The sequence below is a fragment of the Arthrobacter sp. AG258 genome, assembly GCF_004364695.1.
In the GTDB taxonomy this organism is placed as follows: domain Bacteria; phylum Actinomycetota; class Actinomycetes; order Actinomycetales; family Micrococcaceae; genus Arthrobacter.
The window spans coordinates 1-17,035 of the sequence record NZ_SOBI01000005.1 but is presented as its reverse complement, the minus strand read 5'-3'; the positions used below and the strand labels follow the sequence as shown (position 1 = coordinate 17,035).

Genomic DNA, 17,035 nt, shown 5'->3' with positions numbered 1-17,035 from the left:
TGCAGGAACGTGTGAAGCAGCCCGATTCCCGACGTGGGACGTGCGGGGCATGTCCATGAAGACCCGCCTCCTGCAATGCGTATGCTGCCTCCTGGTGGTTGGCGGCCTTTCGGCCAGTGCGGTCCTCGCCCCGGCGGAGTCCGGACTGCCCGCGGATCCCGCGGAGGCGGCTTCCGGGTCGTCCGGAGTCATTATCCCTGCACCCTCTGGAAGTCCCTGGCCTACCGGCTCCGCCGCACCGGCAGCACCGCCGGAGGCCCCGGAAGTACCCGGATTGGATGCCTCAACCGGGGCTGCAGCGCCGGCCGACGCCGCCCCCTCGGAGGCCGTTCCTCCCGCTGCGCCACCCGCCGATGACACAGCCCAGGGCGACCCGCTGGAAGGCAAACCCGTCGTTTCCAGCCAGGGACTGGGCCCCGCCGGGGTTCCCGGCGCCTGGCACTTGGTGTTCGATGAGGAATTCAACACCCTGAACCCCGGTGTCTGGACCCCTTACTGGTTCAACGACTGTGATCCCAAGTCCAAGATGAACGGTGTCAAAACCTGCTCCAGCAACATTACGGTTGCCAACGGCGAGGCCGTCCTCCAGCTCTCCGACTCCGATTCCGGGGCGCTGCTGTCCACCAATCCCAAGGATGGGGTCTCCGGCCACGTGGGCTTCCAATACACCACGGGATACGTCGAAGCCCGCATCTATTTTCCGGGTACCTGCTCGGGCGGCATCTACAACTGGCCAGCCTGGTGGACCACCGGACAGTCCTATCCGAAAACCGGTGAGATTGACATAGCGGAGCCCTTGGCGGGGAACATGAGCACCGTGTATCACTCTGCGAGTGGCGGCGAGTTGGGAAGTGCCATCGTGGGGTGCTGGGCCGGTGGGTACCATACGTACGGCGTGCATCGGATGGCGGGTGTCAACGACATCTATTTCGACGGCCGCAAGGTCTATTCATATTCGTCTCAGGACGGCAACGCGCCGCACTACTTGCTCCTGAACGTGGGACTCAACCCCAACCAGAGGACGTTCGGACCGGCCGGAGCCATCAAAGTCGACTGGGTGCGGGTCTGGCAGTAGCGGCAAGGCTCAGGAACCGGGGCGTCCCGGCCACTGCTTGCCTGCCCAGGGGTCGTAGTCCGCGATGAGGTCCTCCTGCGGCGGGCGTTTGTCCTCGGGGACATGCTGGAGGTTGACGCGGACCCGGTACCAGAGCGAGCTGGACCCGCGCATCCCGTCGACAAGGACGTCGGCCGGCTGGAGGCCGCCAACGGCTGCGGGATGCCGGGCCTTCCACTGGTCAAGGGCTGCCAGCGCCTCGGGCTTTGTCTTGGTCCGGGCAACTTCGATAAGCGGCATCAGCGACTGCCGGCGGCCGGTTCCATTGCCGCTGCGGGGCGCTTTCTCTGCCGGGCCGAGTTTTTCGGCCAAGGCAAGGAGCCCGCCGAGTGTGCCCACCGCGTCATCGATGCCGGCATGCGGGTCGCCGATGTCCGCAAAGCGCTGCGGTACCGTCTGCACTGTGAACTGCTCCGGCCGTGCGGTGCGGACTTCCTCCCACGTGAGCGGCGCAGACACCCGGGCGTCAGGCAGGGGCCTGACCGAGTAGGCGGAGGCCACGGTGCGGTCCTTGGCGTTCTGGTTGAAGTCCACAAACACGCTTTCACCGCGCTCCTCCTTCCACCACCGTGCCGTGGCGAGGCCGGGCGCGCGGTTTTCCACCTCCCGTGCAAGGGTTTCGGCGGCGAGCCGGACATCGCGGTACGACCACTGCGGGGTGATGCGCACCAGGATATGCAGCCCCCGCGACCCGCTCGTCTTCGGCCAGCCCACCAGCCCCGCGTCGGCCAGGACCTCCCGGGCCACGTAGGCGACGTCCACGATCTGCGACCAGTCCACGCCAGGCATCGGATCGAGGTCCACCCGGAGTTCGTCCGGGTGCTCCAGGTCTTCGGCCCTGACGGGATGCGGATTCAGGTCCAGGCAGCCAAGGTTGATGACCCAGGCCAGGCCCGCCGCATCCCGGATGACAGCTTCTTCCGCCGACGTTCCGGACGCGTAATGCAGTGTGGTGGTGTCGACGAAGGGTGGATGGTTCTCCGGCACGCGCTTTTGGAAGAAGGGCTCGGCGTTGATGCCCTTGGGAAACCGCTTGAGCACCATCGGCCTTCCACCCGCGCCGCGCAGCGCCCCGTCCGCCACGGCCAGGTAGTACCGCACCAGGTCCAGCTTGGTCAGCCCGGGGTCCGGGAACACCACCTTGTCCGGGCTCGAGATCCGGACCTCAACACCTTCGATATCCAGGACTTCGGCCGGCGTCTTTGACGGAGTCATGCCGCCACGGTAGCAGTGGCCCGGTTCCGTGTCAGCCGTTCACCGGACCCCATTTACCAGGCGCTTGGCCGCCGCTGAGTGCTCAGCGATGAGCCCGGCGATGTCCAGGCCGGGGATTTGTCCATCCACGACGCGCCACTGGCCGCCCACCATCACCCGGTCGGCGCGGTCGGCGGCGCACAACAACAAGGCGGCGACGGGGTCATGGCTGCCTGAGAAGCGCAGGTCTTCGAGCGTGAACAGGGCAAGGTCGGCCTGCATCCCTGGCGCCAGCTGGCCCAGCCCGGGCCGTCCCAGCACTGCGGCCGAACCACGGGTGGCCCAGCCGAGTGCCCGCTCCACGGGGACATCAGCGCCATAGCGGAGGCGCTGGAGGTACAGCGCCTGCCGCGCCTCCAGGATCATGTTGGAAGCATCGTTCGACGCCGAGCCGTCCACTCCCAGCCCCACCGGAACGCCCGCATCCTCAAGTTCCAGGACCCGGGCCGTGCCCGAGGCGAGCCGCATGTTGGAGGTGGCGCAGTGGGCGACGGCGGTCCCCGCCGAACCGAGGCGGCCGATTTCTTCGTCGCTGAAGTGGATGCCGTGCCCCAGCCAGGTGCGGTCCGTCAGCCAGCCCACGCTCTCCAGGTAGTCCACGGTCCGCAGCCCGAACATCTCGCGACAGAAGTCCTCCTCGTCAAGGGTTTCGGCCAGGTGGGTGTGCAGCCGGACGTCCAGCCGTTCGGCGAGCGCGGCACTCTCGGCCATGATTTCCTTCGTGACGGAGAACGGCGAGCACGGCGCCAGGGCGATCTGGATGACGGCGTCCTCCCCGCGCTCGTGGTACGCGCCGATCAGCCGCTCGCTGTCCGCCAGCACCACCTCCGGTGCCTGGACCGTTGACTGCGGCGGCAGGCCGCCGTCGTCCGTTCCCAGCGTCATGGAGCCGCGGGTGAGTGTTGCCCGCATGCCCAGCCGGCGCACGGCCGCCACCTCGATGTCGATGGCGTTTTCCAGGCCGGCGGGGAAGAGGTAGTGGTGGTCGGCGGCGGTGGTGCAGCCGCTGAGCAGCAGCTCAGCGAGGGCGGCGGTGGCGGCGAGCTCCACATCCTTGGGTGTGAGCCGGGCCCAGACCGGATAGAGGTTCTGCAGCCAGGGGAACAGCGGGGCGTTGGCCACCGGACCCCAGGCGCGGGTGAGCGTTTGGTAGAAGTGGTGGTGCGTGTTGATCAGTCCCGGCAGCAGCACGTGGCTGCCGGCGTCGAATGTCTCGGCGCAGGGTTCGGACGGTATCTGTCCGGCCGCCAGGACCTCGGTGATGACGCCGCCGCTGATGACAACCCCGCCCGAGGCGTCAAGGTTGTTGGCGGTGAATGCGGCCTGCGGATTCCGGATCCAGAGCCGGGGTGCGGGTGCGGGAAGGGGCTGGTGCATGGGATGTTCCTGTCCTGAGCGCGGTGGCAATTTTTCCAGCTCAGTGAGGCCCTGTCTGCTGATCCAGGTGGCCGCGGCGGACCGCGGATCCGATGAGATTAGCCAGCCCGGGCGCGGGGCGTCAACACCGGCGGGATGTGACTGGAGGGGGTTAGCGGACCGAAACATGGATTTCACATAGCGAAAATAAATTTCCAGAAAACTATGGCGCGGGCCACAAAGCGGTGCTAATCTCGATTCTGCCAAAGGCGGGCACCCGAACCCGGGAAGCTATCTACCAGGCGCAACTTAACCTTCACAGCACATGCTGAAGCCTGGTAACCGTCGCACCTGGTTCTACTGGTCCTTGCACGGCAACAGGCTTCCCGGCAAAAGGAAGTCGCATCATGAGTACCACCGTCACGGCCGAGCAGTTCCTGGCCAGATCCATCCGGCTGGCAACAGCCAACGTCCTGAACAGCGGCGGCCCTTTCGGCGCCATGATCGTCACCGCGGACGGTAAAACGTTCGACGGCGTCAACCGCGTCACCGCGGACAACGATCCCACGGCCCACGCCGAAGTCACCGCGATCCGCACCGCCTGCCGTGAACTCGGCACCTTCGACCTCAGCGGCGCGGTCCTCTACACCAGCTGCGAGCCATGCCCCATGTGCCTGGCTTCCGCCCTCTGGGCCCGGGTTGACCGCGTGGTCTACGCCGCCGACCGGCACGATGCCGCCTCCGTGGGCTTCGACGACGCCGTCTTCTACGAATACTTCGAAAACCAGGACAGGGACTCCCTGATGCCGGTCTCCAAGCTGGAACTGGGCGATCCCCAGGCCCCTGCGCCGTTGCAGCCGTTCAATACCTGGAACACGCTCGAATCCAGGATCGACTACTAGGCCGGGCGGCTGAGATGACCATCCTGGACCATTCCCACGAGGAGCATCCGGCTCCAACCACCAGCACCTCGCGGCGGTCGCCGCGTACCCCCTCCGTACCCGGCCCGCCGGCGTCGGGATCCTTCCTGGACCGCTTCTTCCAGATCACCCGCCGTGGCTCAACCGTTGCCCGGGAATTCCGGGGCGGCCTGGTCACCTTCTTCACCATGGCGTACATCGTCATCCTGAACCCCCTCATCCTCGGCGGTTTCAGCGCCGACAACGCCCCCACCGACGTTGCCGGGGGCTGGTTGTCCGCATCCCAGGTGGGTGCCGTCACCGGCCTCACCGCCGGCGTCATGACCATCCTGTTCGGCCTCATCGCCAACCTGCCGTTCGGGCTCGCCGCCGGACTGGGCATCAACTCCTTCCTGGCCGTCTCGGTGATCCACGAAGTCACCTGGCCCGAGGCCATGGGGCTGGTGGTCATCAACGGCATCCTGATCGTCCTGTTCGGCGTCACCGGCGCCCGGACCGCCATCTTCAGGGCCGTTCCCAAGGAACTCAAGGCCGCCATCACCGTGGGCATCGGCCTGTTCATCGCCTTCATCGGCTTCGTCGACTCCGGCTTCGTCCGGCCCACCACCGGCGGGCCGCCCGTCCAGCTGGGCGACGGCGGCTCCATCACCTCCGTGCCAACGCTGGTGTTCGTCGTCGGCCTCCTGGCCATGGGGATCCTCGTGGCGCGCAAGGTACAGGGCGGGCTGCTCATCGGCATCGTTGGCACCACCGTGCTGGCCGCCGTCGTGGAAGCCATCATGAAACTGGGTCCTGCCGGCACCACCAACCCCGGCGGCTGGCACCTGAACACCCCTGTCCTGTCCGGCCAGCTGGTCTCCGCACCCGACCTGGGCCTGGTGGGCCACTTCGACCTCTTTGGTTCGTTCAGCCGGATCGGCGGACTTGCGGCCACCATGCTGGTGTTCACGCTCGTGTTCACCAACTTCTTCGACGCCATGGGGACCATGACCGGTTTGGCCAAGAGCGCAGGCGTCGCACACAAGGACGGCACGTTCCCGCGGCTGAAATCCGCCTTCATCGTCGAAGGCTTCGGCGCCGTGGCCGGCGGGGCAACCTCAGGTTCCTCCAACACGGTGTACATCGACTCCGCGGCAGGGATCGGCGAAGGCGCCCGGACCGGCCTGGCATCAGTGGTCACCGGGCTGCTGTTCCTCGGCTCAATGTTCCTCACCCCGCTCACCAGCGTGGTCCCGCTGGAAGTCGCCGCCGCCGCCCTGGTGGTGGTGGGTGCCATGATGATGGCGCAGATCCGCGAGATCAAGTTCACCAAGTTCACCGTGGCGCTGCCTGCCTTCCTCACCATCGTGACCATGCCGCTGAGCTATTCGATCGCCAACGGCATTGGCGTCGGCTTCGTGAGCTGGGCGGTCATCGGGGCGGCATCAGGCAAGGCGAAAAAGATCCACCCGCTGATGTGGGTGGTGAGCGCCGGGTTCCTGGTGTACTTCGCCCGCGGGCCGATCAACCTCCTGCTGGGCGGCTGATCGTTGCCCCAGCCGCACAGGGGGCCGGGCCAACCCTTGGCCCGGCCCCTGACAGGACAGACAATGGACACCACCGCCGCGCGGAAGAAGGAGTGCCGCCATGCTTGACCTGATCCCTTCGCTCGGCCCCTGGCTGCCCCGACTCTCGGACAAGCGGTTCGCAGTGGCCACCATCGTTGCCGCCTCGGGTTCGGTGCCCCGCCCTGTGGGGACCTCCATGCTCGTCACGGAGTCCGGTGAGGTGCTCGGCAGCCTCTCCGGCGGTTGCGTGGAAGGCGCCGTGGTGGCGCTCGCCCGGGAGGCAATGGACGACGGCGGCCCGCGCCACCAGGTCTTCGGCTTCAGTTCCGCCGATGCCTTCGCCGCCGGGCTCACCTGCGGGGGACAGCTGGAGATCCACATCCAGCCGGTTCCTGCAGCCGTTACCGGTGAACCGGAGCAACCGCTCCGGGCCGCCGTCCGGCAACTCGCCGGCCTCCGCCACGACGAACCCGTGGCGCTGGTACGGCTGCTGGGAGCATCGGGCGGTGCCGCCGTCGTACTCCCGGACCCGGCCAAGCACCACGGACCGGCATCCCCGGAACTGGCCCCGCTGCTGCACGGAGAGTCAGAGCTTCGGGTGGAATCCATCCTGCGCAGCGGCGGCGCCGGTCTGGTCCCGCTGGTCCAGGCAGGGGACTGCCTGCCGGACCGCGACGGCCACAGCAGGCATCCCGGGGGGCCCGCCGTCCTGGTGGAGTCCCGGCTCGCCCCGCCACGCATGCTGGTGTTCGGTGCCAACGACTTCGGGGCGGCCCTGGTGCCGGCGGCCAAGCTGCTCGGCTACCACGTGACCCTGGTGGATGCCCGGCCCGCTTTTGCCGGCCAGCCACGGTTCGCCGTCGCAGACCAGGTGGTGACGGACTGGCCGCACCGTTACCTCGCGGCGGAAGCAGCCGCCGGCCGCCTGGACAGCCGCGCCGTGGCGGCCGTCTTGACCCATGACCCCAAGTTCGATCTTCCGCTGCTGGAGGCCGCGCTGGCCCTGGACCTCGCCTACGTGGGCGCCATGGGATCGCGCCGCAGCCACCTCCAGCGGGTCGAGGAACTCCTCAGCGCCGGGGTCCTGCCGGAACGGATTGCCCGGCTGCACTCACCCATCGGACTGGACCTCGGCGCCACTACCCCCGCCGAGGTGGCGGTCTCCGTCACCGCCGAGCTCATCGCCGCGCGCAGCCGCGACGCCACGTGCGCGCCGCTGCGCGACACCGCCGGCACCATCCACCACCGCGCGCCGGCACCGGCGCCCACAGACCTTACCCCGCAGGAGATCGCATGGACATGAACACCATCGAGGCGGTGGTCCGCACCACCGACCCCGCAGATTGGCGAGACGGCGACGCCTGGCTGGCCGGCGGAACGGTCCTCTTCTCCTACGGCAGTTACGCCTTTGGGCCTCAACCCCTCAAGCGGCTGCTGGACCTCGGCTCAGCCGGCTGGACTCCCATAACCGTCAGTGACGACGGCATCGACCTCGCCGCCACCTGCACCATTGCCGAGCTGTACACCCTGCCGGCCGGCGCCGGCGCGGACGGCCGCGTCTGGCCCGGGCTGGACCTGGTCCGGGCCTGCTGCGATTCCTTCGTGGCTTCGTTCAAGGTGTGGAACATGTCCACCGTGGGCGGCAACCTGTGCACGTCCCTGCCCGCCGGGCCCGTCATCTCGCTCTGCGCCGGACTGGACGGCGTTGCCACGGTCCTCGCACCAGGCGGCGGCAGCCGCACCGTTCCCGTGGCGGACTTCGTAACCGGTGACGCCACCAACTGCCTGGCACCGGGCGAGCTGCTTCGCAGCGTCCACCTCCCGGCGTCGGCCCTTTCTTCCCGGGTGGCGTTCCGCCGGCTGTCGCTGAGCAACCTGGGCCGGTCCGGGGTGCTCCTGATCGGACGGCTCGACGCCGCTACCTCCCTGGTCCTGACCGTCACCGCGGCCACCAAGCGGCCCGTTCAGCTCCGGTTCGACGGCCTGCCCGATGCCGACCGGCTGGCAGCTGCCTTGGACGACGCCATTCCCGCGGACCATTACCACGACGACATCCATGGCCTGCCCGCCTGGCGCCGGGACATGACCTACCGATTGGCCGAGGAAATCCGCGCCGAGCTCGCTGCGCCGGCGGGAACGCCCGGGCTGCCCGTGTCCGGCGACTTCTGGCCGCCCCGGAGCGATTCCGCTCCCGTTTCCACAGCACTTCCGAAAGGGGCCTGAGCATGGGCATCGAGATCAACGGCACCGCGTCCGGGGCGGCTCCGCGCCCCGGCCAATGCCTGCGGACGTTCCTGCGGGAGCAGGGCAACACCGGCGTCAAGAAGGGCTGCGACGGCGGCGACTGCGGCGCATGCACGGTACATGTGGACGGCACGCCCGTTCACAGCTGCATCTATCCCGCCGTCCGGGCCGAGGGGCGCTCGGTGACCACCATTGAGGGGCTGGCCGGTACCGCCGGCGGCCCCCTGCATCCGGTGCAGCAGCAGTTCATGGAGCGGCAGGGGTTTCAGTGCGGCTTCTGCACGGCCGGCATGGTGATGACGGCGGCCTCGTTCGACGACGCCCAAAAGGACAACCTGCCCCGGAACCTCAAAGGCAACCTCTGCCGGTGCACGGGCTACCGCGCCATCGCCGACGCCGTCTGCGGGCACCCCGGGCACCCTGATCCCGGGGGGCCGGGCTCCGGCATCGCAGGGGAGGGGCAACCGGATCCTGCGCCGGGCCGGCTGGGTGACGACGTCCCGGCTCCAGCCAGCCGCGCCGTAGTCACGGGCGCTGCCCGCTACACCCTGGACCTGCCCAAAGAGGAGCAGCAAGGGCTGCTGCACCTGAAGATCCTCCGTTCCCCGCACCCGCACGCCCGGGTGCTTTCCATCGCCAAGGACGCAGCGCTGAACGTGCCAGGCGTGGTGGCGGTCTTCACCTCCGAGGACGCCCCGGAGCAGCTGTTCTCCACCGCCCAGCACGAACTCTTCACTGACGACCCGGACGATACCAGGGTGCTCGATGACGTGGTGCGGTTCATCGGGCAGCGGGTGGCCGCCGTCGTGGCTGAATCGGTGGCCGCCGCGGAAGCCGGTGTCCGCGCACTCCAGGTGGAATATGAGGAACTTCCCGCCGTCTTCTCGCCGCAGGAAGCGCTGCTGCCTGGTGCCCCCCTGGTCCACGGAGACAAGGATGCCGTGAAAGCGCGCATCTCCCGCCCGGAGCGGAACGTGGTGGCTGAACTGCACTCGGAACTGGGCGACGTCGCCGGCGGCTTCGCGGGCGCCGACTTCATCCACGAACAGACCTATCAGACCCAGAGGGTCCAGCACGTCGCCCTGGAAACCCATGCGGCCATCGCCACCGTAGACGACGACGGGCGGCTGCAGGTCCGCACCTCCAGCCAGGTCCCGTTCCTGGTCCGCCGCACGCTGTGCCGGGTGTTCGGGCTCGAAGAGGACCGCGTGCACGTGGTGGCCGGACGCGTGGGCGGCGGATTCGGCGGCAAGCAGGAAGTCCTCACCGAGGACCTCGTGGCGCTCGCGGCCCTGAAACTGAAGCGGCCGGTCCAGCTGGAACTGACCCGCACGGAACAGTTCACCGCCACCACAACCCGGCACCCCTTCACCATCAAGCTGAAAGCCGGTGCCGCCAAGGACGGCCGGCTGACAGCCCTGCAACTGGACGTGGTGACCAACACCGGCGCCTATGGCAACCACGGCCCGGGCGTCATGTTCCATGGTTGCGGTGAATCGCTGGCGGTCTACAAGTGCGCCAACAAGAAGGTGGACGCCCAGTCGGTCTACACCAACGCCGTCCCGGCCGGCGCGTTCCGCGGCTACGGCCTCAGCCAGATGATTTTTGCGATCGAGTCCGCGATGGATGAGCTGGCCTCCGGGATCGGGATGGATCCGCTCGAGTTCCGCCGCCGGAACATGGTCCGGGAAGGGGACCACATGCTGTCCACGCAGCCCCAGCCGGAGGAGGACGTCCACTACGGAAGCTACGGGTTGGACCAGTGCCTGGACTTGGTCCGGGACGCCCTGGACCGGGGCAGCGAACGCTACCGGCAGGCAGGGCTTGAGGACCTCGGGCCGGACTGGATGGTGGGCGAAGGCGCGGCGCTCTCCATGATCGATACCGTCCCGCCGCGTGGCCACTTTGCCCATGCCCGGCTCCGGCTCCTGCCGGACGGAACGTACCAGGCCGACGTCGGGACCGCCGAGTTCGGAAACGGGACCACCACGGTGCATGCCCAGCTTGCCGCCACGGCGTTGTCCACGGAGGCATCCCGGGTGGCGGTGCGGCAATCGGACACGGACCTGGTGGAGCACGACACGGGCGCGTTCGGTTCGGCCGGAACCGTGGTGGCCGGCAAGGCCACCCTTGAAGCTGCCGAAGAGCTGGCCGTCCGGATCCGGGCGTTCGCGGCCGGCATCCGCCAAACGCAGGCCTCCGCGTGCGTCCTCGACGGCGACGCCGTGGTGGTCGACGGAACCCGCGTGGCACTTGCTGAGCTGGCGCAGGCCGCCGAGGAAGCCGGCGTCGACCTCGCCGCCGAGGGACGCTGGGGCGGCACGCCGCGTTCGGTTGCCTTCAACGTGCACGGGTTCCGGGTGGCGGTGAACCGCGGCACCGGCGAGCTGAAAATCCTGCAGAGCGTCCAGGCGGCCGACGCCGGCGTGGTGGTCAACCCGCGACAGTGCCGTGGACAGATCGAAGGCGGGATCGCCCAGGCCATTGGTGCCACGCTTTACGAGGAAGTGGTGGTGAACGACGACGGCAAGGTCACCACGGACATCCTGCGTCAGTACCACATTCCGACCTTTGCGGACGTGCCGCGCAGCGAGGTGTACTTCGCGGACACCAATGACACGCTGGGGCCGCTGGGCGCCAAATCGATGAGCGAGAGTCCGTTCAACCCCGTGGCCCCGGCGCTCGCCAACGCCATCAGGAACGCCACCGGAGTCCGCTTCGCGCAGCTTCCCATCGCCCGGGACCGGATCTACCTGGGGCTGAAGGAAGCAGGCCTCGTTCCGGCTGAGGCGGGTGCGGTGCGGTAATCCAGGTGTAGCCTGTGGCCATGACGGGCGAGACAGCCATGGACGCGGGCCGGGACGGAGGCATGCCGGGCCCCGCGCCCGCCGCCACGGCCGCGGCGGACACCGTGGTCGACCGGCTGTTCTTTACGTTCAGCGGCCTCAGCTCGATCTGGTTTGCCGTGCTGCTCCTGCAGTCGAGCCTGGAATGGCCGCACATCTGGGTCCTGGTGGTCTTCTGGGCAGCGCTTGCCTACCTGGTGCTTCCCCGCCTGCACCGCATCCTCACCAGGATCTACCTGCCCGACTACTTCATTGGCCGTTCGCGCACCAGCGACGGATTGCTTGGGGACCCGGTCAACGTGGCCCTGCTTGGCCGGGAGGCCCAAATCCATGCAGCCATGCGGCAGGCCCGATGGACCCTCGCCGATCCGGTGACCTTCGCCTCAAGCCGCCGCATCATCACTTCCACGCTGACCAGGCGCAGCTACGACGAGGCGCCGGTGAGTCCACTGTTCCTTTTTGGCCGCCAGCAGGATTTCGCCTACCAGCAGGAGGTGGACGGCAACCCAGGCAAACGCCACCACATCCGCTTTTGGAAGGTACCCCCGGGCTGGCTGCTTCCCGGGGGCATCCCGGTGGACTGGCTCGCCGCCGGGAGCTACGACAGGGCCGTGGGACTTTCCCTGTTCACGCTGCAGGTAACGCACAAAATCGCCCCAGGCATCGACGAGGAACGGGACTACGTGGTGGGGTCCATCCAAGCGGCTGCGCCGGAAGCGGCCGTGACGATCATCAAGGACTTCTCCACCGGCTACCACTCCAGGAACGGGGGAGGGGACAACATCATGACCGATGGCGACCTGCCCATTGTGGACCTCACCCGGATACCGGCGGCTGATCCTGGACTGTCCCGGGCGCAGGCTGCGAAGGAGCGGCGGCCACTGCCCACTCTCTTCGGGGCAGTCCTGGTCACATGCAGGGGATTCGCCGCCCTCTTCCTGGCTTTCCTGCTCCTGGCCGCCGCATCCGACGAGGCCCTGGCGCCTCCGCTCCTGGGCGGTTCCGCCGGCGACCTGGACGTGTCCGGGGCACTGCTTCCCGGGGCAATCGTCATGGGGGTCTTCGCCCTCGCTGAGTTCCTCCTTGCACGGTTCATCTCCCGGGGCGGAAACCGCGCCCGGGTAACTGCCATGACACTGGGGAGCCTTTCCATCATCACCCAATTCGCCACCACTGCCTCGGGCGGACCGCCCATCACGCTGGGCACCACGCTGGTCAGCTTGTCGCTGGACATCCTGCTGATCCTCGCACTCTCCAGCGAACGGTCCAGGACCTTCGCCCGGCGGCGGACGGGCGCCCTGGGGCACCCCGGGTCTTTGGGCGGCGTACCGGTGCCGGGCAGCTAGATTCCTTCGGAGGATTCACTGAGCTTTACGCCAAACCCATATAGTCAGGGGATGGAACAGCGGATTTTAGGTAAGACCGGACGGAACGTCTCCATCGTGGGGCTGGGCACCTGGCAGCTCGGCGCGGACTGGGGCACCGTGGACCCGGCACAGGCCCAGGCCATCCTCGCCGCCTCCGTGGAGGCAGGCGTCACCTTCTTTGACACGGCCGATGTCTATGGCGACGGAAAGAGCGAGCAGGCCATCGGGAAGTTCCTCGCGGACAACCCGGGGCACGGCGTCACCGTTGCCACCAAGATGGGCCGCCGGATGGAGCAGCGGCCGGAAAACTATTCACTGGCCAATTTCCGCCAATGGGTGGACCGCTCACGGAAGAACCTGGGCACCGAAACCCTCGACCTGGTCCAGCTGCACTGCCCGCCCAGTGCCGTCTACAGCAACAACGAGGTGTATGACGCGCTGGACACGCTGGTCGCCGAAGGCGCCATCCGCAACTACGGTGTCAGCGTGGAACGAACGGACGAGGCCCTGGAGGCGATCCGCCACGAAGGGACCGCATCGGTACAGATCATCCTGAATGCCTTCCGGCTCAAGCCGCTGGATGAAGTCCTCCCCGCGGCCAAGGCTGCCGGCGTGGGCATCATCGCCCGGGTGCCGCTCGCTTCCGGCCTGCTGTCCGGAAAGTACTCGAAGGACACCACCTTCGCGGAGAACGACCACCGGAACTACAACCGCCACGGCGAAGCGTTCGACGTGGGAGAGACCTTCTCCGGCGTCGACTTTGACCTGGGCCTGAAGGCCGTGGCGGAGTTCGAGCAACTGGTGCCCGCCGGGGCCACCACGGCACAGGCGGCCATCGCCTGGATTGCGGCGCAGGACGGCGTCAGCTCCGTCATTCCTGGCGCGCGCAACGTGGAGCAGGCCCAGGGCAACGCCGCCGCTGCCGGTGTAAGTGTTGGCAAGGAGTTCGACGACGGTGTCCGCTGGATCTACGACCACTACTTCCGCGAGGCCATCCACCCCCGCTGGTAATACCTGTCCGCAGGTATCGGCGTGCGTTCCGGCAGCGGCATCAAGGAGTTCGTGGCGCGGCTGTCAGCCGCGGAAACCGGACCGGCCTGCACCAACTTCTTCTCCGACGCGGTGCCGGAGAATGCGCTGCGCCGCCGGAACCTGGAGATTTACCTGCAGGAAATGCGGGACCGGCAGCCCGGCGTGCTGTTGCTGGGGGAGGCGCCGGGTTTCAGGGGCATGCGCATTACCGGCATTCCGTTTACCAACCGGACCATCCTGGAAGGCCCGCCTAACAGCTTTGGACTCTTTGGCCCGGGCAAGGGGTACGTTGTGCCGCCCGAAGCTGCTGGGGTAGCTGCCGAGCCAACGGCAACGGTGCTCTGGCAGGTCCTGGAAGAAGTGAATTTCCTCCCACTGCTGTGGAGTGCCTTCCCCTGGCACCCGCACCAACCCGGAAAGCCGTGGTCCAACCGCACGCCCAAGCCGTCCGAAACCGAACTCGGCACGCCCTTCTGGCAGGAACTGGCAGGATTGTTTGGGATCAGCTCCATCGTTGCGGTGGGCAACGTGGCCCAGCACAGCCTGCAACGCAGCGGGGTGGCTGCGCCCAAGATCAGGCATCCGGCCCACGGCGGCCGCTCGGGCTTCAAACAAGGGCTGGAGGAATTTCTCGCCGCTGGTGGTTGAGGGCACCGGTGGTTGAGCTTGCCGAAACCGGGAGCCGGGTGGCCGGGCCTGCCGGTGGTTTGGCTTGTCGACACCTGTCCCGTGTCTTTGGGTGACCGGTTGTCGTGGCCGGCCCCTAAATCTCGGACCTTGAATGTCGTACCCCGTTGCCATGATGGGTTTATGGGGAAAGCGGCGGTGGTGGGGGCGTTGGCGGATATTCGTGCTGCCCTTGCCGTGTTGGTTGCCGAGGTGGACGGGTGTGGTGGGGTGCCGTTCTGTGTTGCTGATCCGTTGGCTGGGTTGGCGGATGGTTGCCTTGATGTTCTGGCCGGTGTTCGTGAGGTGGAGGCCCGGGTCGCTGGTTTGAAGGCGCGGGCTGCGGTGGCGTTTGCGGATGCTGCCGGGGTTGTGGCGGGGCCGGGGGTGCCGGTGGTGGCGCAGGAGATGGCGGTCGCGGCGGAGATCGGGTGTGTGCTGGCGCTGGGTCCGCGGGCTGCGTCTTCGTTCCTGGCCACCTCGCACGCTGTGGTCAAGGGGTTGCCGCGGACTGCGGCTGCTTTGAACGACGGGACCCTGTCCTGGCAGCACGCCACGGTGATGGCCGATGAAACGGCCAGGTTGGATGCTGCGGGGGCGGCGGGGTTGGAGGCCCATTTCCTGGACCCTGATGCACCGGATCCGGTGCGGGGGTGTGCGGTGGGGGAGTTGCCGGCGCACCGGTTCCGGGCCAAGGCCAGGGTTTGGCGGGAACGCCACCATGCCGGGAGCATTGAGCAGCGTCACGCCAAGGGGGTGGTGGACCGGCGGGTGGAGTTCCGGCCGGACCGGGACGGGATGGCTTGGCTGGGTGCGTATCTGCCCGCGGACCAGGCGGCAGCGGGCTGGAACCGGCTGACCGCTGTGGCCCGGGGCGTGCAGGGCCCCGGCGAGGCCAGGACCCTCACCCAGCTCCGGGCCGATGTGTTTGCCACGTCCCTTCTGACCGCGGGGCTGAGCACGGGACAGGCCGCCGGGAGGGTAGACGTGGGGCCAGGCGAAGGTTGCACCAGCCCCGATGACCTCGAGAGGCCTGCCGATGTCCCGCCTGATGCGGTCCGGGCGCAGGTGTTGGTGACCGTGCCGGTGTTTTCGCTGCTCGGGTTGACGGATGAGGCGGCGGTGCTGGATGGGCATGGGCCGATCCCGGCCTCGATGGCGCGCCGGTTGGTCGCTGAGGGGGCGGGCTCGTTTTACCGGGTGCTTGTGGATCCGCGGGACGGGGCACCGTTGGAGATAGGCAGGAAGAGTTACCGGGTGGGCAAGGCGATGCGGAATTGGCTCAGGCTCCGGGACGGTAAGTGCCCGTTCCCCGGCTGCAGCAACCCCTCCCTGGACACGGAGGCCGATCACATCCTGGCCTGGGCCAACGGCGGGACCACCGGGATCAGCAACCTGGGACAGCCCTGCCCGAAACACCACCGGCTCCGGCACACCACCGGCTGGAAACCCACCCCGGCCAGCAAAACCGAACCACCGGGCTGGACCTCACCGGCCGGCCGCCACTACCACAGCGAACACCAGGACTGGGAACCCACAAAGTGGCCCCATGGATGCCTTGGGGGTGCCGCAGACATTGTCCGCCACCGCGGATCTCCTTGGGAGGATGCCTTGGAGGGGTTCCTGAGCGCCCATTCCTGAGTACCTGGGTGTTTACCGGAGAAGGCGGAGCTGGTCCGGGGTGTCGATATCCTCGCCGCTGGACTGGTCACTGCAATCCACTTCATCGACGAGTTCCGGATGGGTACGGAGGAAGATGCGCGCGCCGGCGTCACCGGTCACCGTTGCGGCCACCGAGGCCCGCAGCGACCCGTCGATGAGCAGTGGATGCCCGCGGCGGAGTTCCCATGACTGCCCTCCGTTGCCGCCGTGGCCGGCACTGCCATCCGGGCTGTGGGTGTCCGGCGAGCCGCCGAGCGGGCTGCCGGCGTCCGGAAGGCCACCGAGCTGGCCGCCGTCGGACTCAGGACCGCGGTAGGCTGCAGCCGTGATCCGACCCGGACGGTGGGCGGCCAACAGCCGCCGTACGATCTCAGGGGTCAGCCCTGGCTGGTCCACGAGGGCAATGAGCAGGTGGTCTTCAGGATCCGCGGTGTTGTTACCCAGCAAGAACGAGCTGCCCATGCCGGACTGCCATTCCGGATTGACCACCACGCGGCAGCAAGCGAGGGCGGCGGCAGCCTGCACCGCGGATGCTCCTGCGCCAGCGACAACTACCACCTCCCGGCAGCCGCCCTTCAGCAGCTTGCCGGCGAGCACCTCCACCAGGGGCCGCCCCCGGTATGGAAGCAGGGCCTTTGGGCCCAGCCCCAGGCGGGTGCCCGCCCCCGCGGCAAGCAAAACCCCCGTCGCCCGCGCGCCCGGCCCTCCGGATTCCTCACTGTTCTCCATAGCTGCACCCTAGCCAACGCCAAAGCAGTCGGGGCAGCTTCCCCCGGAAACTGCCCCGACTGCCGCCGACGTGGACTTAGGCGTCCCCGCCAGCCCCGCCGGTAGTGCCGGCGTTGACGTCCAGGAGCTTGTACCGGTCCATGGCGTATGACGGGGCGCCCTCCTCAACTTCCCCACGTGCCGCGAGCATCTGCAGCGCTTTGACCACGATGGAGTGGGTGTCGTTTTTGAAGTAGCGGCGGGCTGCTGCGCGGGTGTCGGAGAAGCCGAAGCCGTCGGCGCCGAGGGTGGCGAATTC

14 protein-coding genes are annotated in these 17,035 nt (G+C 68.0%); 10 read left to right on the top strand and 4 right to left on the bottom strand.

Annotated features, from left to right (window positions below):
- Positions 1-49: 49 nt before the first annotated feature.
- On the top strand, positions 50-1,075 hold the full coding sequence (locus DFO47_RS11515; RefSeq protein ID WP_133831717.1) for a family 16 glycosylhydrolase: 1,026 nt from the start codon (positions 50-52) through the stop codon (positions 1,073-1,075).
- Positions 1,076-1,084: 9 nt separating this feature from the next.
- Here the strand turns inward: DFO47_RS11515 and ligD are convergent, their stop codons facing one another.
- Together ligD and DFO47_RS11505 are read right to left on the bottom strand one after the other, a co-directional pair.
- Entirely contained in the window at positions 1,085-2,329 is a 1,245-nt protein-coding gene (gene ligD / locus DFO47_RS11510; protein WP_133831716.1) for a non-homologous end-joining DNA ligase, read from the bottom strand.
- Between the two features lie 39 nt (positions 2,330-2,368).
- Positions 2,369-3,745: an 8-oxoguanine deaminase gene (locus tag DFO47_RS11505; protein WP_133831715.1), complete on the bottom strand. Its 1,377-nt coding sequence runs from the start codon at positions 3,743-3,745 to the stop codon at positions 2,369-2,371.
- Between the two features lie 386 nt (positions 3,746-4,131).
- Between DFO47_RS11505 and DFO47_RS11500 the strand changes: the two genes are divergently transcribed.
- From DFO47_RS11500 to DFO47_RS11460, 9 genes are all read left to right on the top strand, one after another.
- Positions 4,132-4,626, top strand: a complete 495-nt coding sequence (locus DFO47_RS11500; protein ID WP_133831714.1) for a nucleoside deaminase — start codon at positions 4,132-4,134, stop codon at positions 4,624-4,626.
- Between the two features lie 14 nt (positions 4,627-4,640).
- Complete coding sequence (locus DFO47_RS11495; RefSeq protein WP_133831713.1) at positions 4,641-6,170, top strand: NCS2 family permease; 1,530 nt, start codon at positions 4,641-4,643, stop codon at positions 6,168-6,170.
- A 100-nt stretch (positions 6,171-6,270) separates the two neighbouring features.
- Complete coding sequence (locus DFO47_RS11490; RefSeq protein WP_133831712.1) at positions 6,271-7,494, top strand: XdhC/CoxI family protein; 1,224 nt, start codon at positions 6,271-6,273, stop codon at positions 7,492-7,494.
- Positions 7,485-8,414 carry an FAD binding domain-containing protein gene (locus DFO47_RS11485; protein ID WP_018761067.1) on the top strand — a complete coding sequence of 310 codons (930 nt, stop codon included), beginning with the start codon at positions 7,485-7,487 and terminating at the stop codon, positions 8,412-8,414. Before DFO47_RS11490 ends, DFO47_RS11485 begins: the two co-directional genes overlap by 10 nt.
- Positions 8,415-8,416: 2 nt before the next feature.
- Positions 8,417-11,242 (top strand): molybdopterin cofactor-binding domain-containing protein, encoded by a 2,826-nt coding sequence (locus tag DFO47_RS11480; protein ID WP_133831711.1) that lies wholly within the window; start codon positions 8,417-8,419, stop codon positions 11,240-11,242.
- Positions 11,243-11,262: 20 nt separating this feature from the next.
- Entirely contained in the window at positions 11,263-12,627 is a 1,365-nt protein-coding gene (locus DFO47_RS11475; protein ID WP_243835460.1) for an LssY C-terminal domain-containing protein, read from the top strand.
- A 51-nt stretch (positions 12,628-12,678) separates the two neighbouring features.
- Entirely contained in the window at positions 12,679-13,659 is a 981-nt protein-coding gene (locus DFO47_RS11470) for an aldo/keto reductase (protein ID WP_133831710.1), read from the top strand.
- Positions 13,660-13,680: 21 nt separating this feature from the next.
- On the top strand, positions 13,681-14,328 hold the full coding sequence (locus tag DFO47_RS11465; RefSeq protein ID WP_133831709.1) for a uracil-DNA glycosylase: 648 nt from the start codon (positions 13,681-13,683) through the stop codon (positions 14,326-14,328).
- 162 nt (positions 14,329-14,490) lie between these two features.
- A complete protein-coding gene (locus DFO47_RS11460) occupies positions 14,491-15,987 on the top strand; it encodes an HNH endonuclease signature motif containing protein (RefSeq protein ID WP_133831708.1) in 1,497 nt (498 codons plus the stop codon).
- A gap of 12 nt (positions 15,988-15,999) precedes the next feature.
- Here the strand turns inward: DFO47_RS11460 and DFO47_RS11455 are convergent, their stop codons facing one another.
- Both DFO47_RS11455 and DFO47_RS11450 read right to left on the bottom strand, forming a co-directional pair.
- Positions 16,000-16,737, bottom strand: coding sequence for a nucleotidyltransferase family protein (locus DFO47_RS11455; protein WP_133831707.1), 738 nt, complete (start codon positions 16,735-16,737; stop codon positions 16,000-16,002).
- 76 nt (positions 16,738-16,813) lie between these two features.
- Positions 16,814-17,035, bottom strand: a 222-nt coding sequence (locus DFO47_RS11450; RefSeq protein ID WP_133831706.1) for a hypothetical protein, incomplete at its 5' end; no start/stop codon positions are given.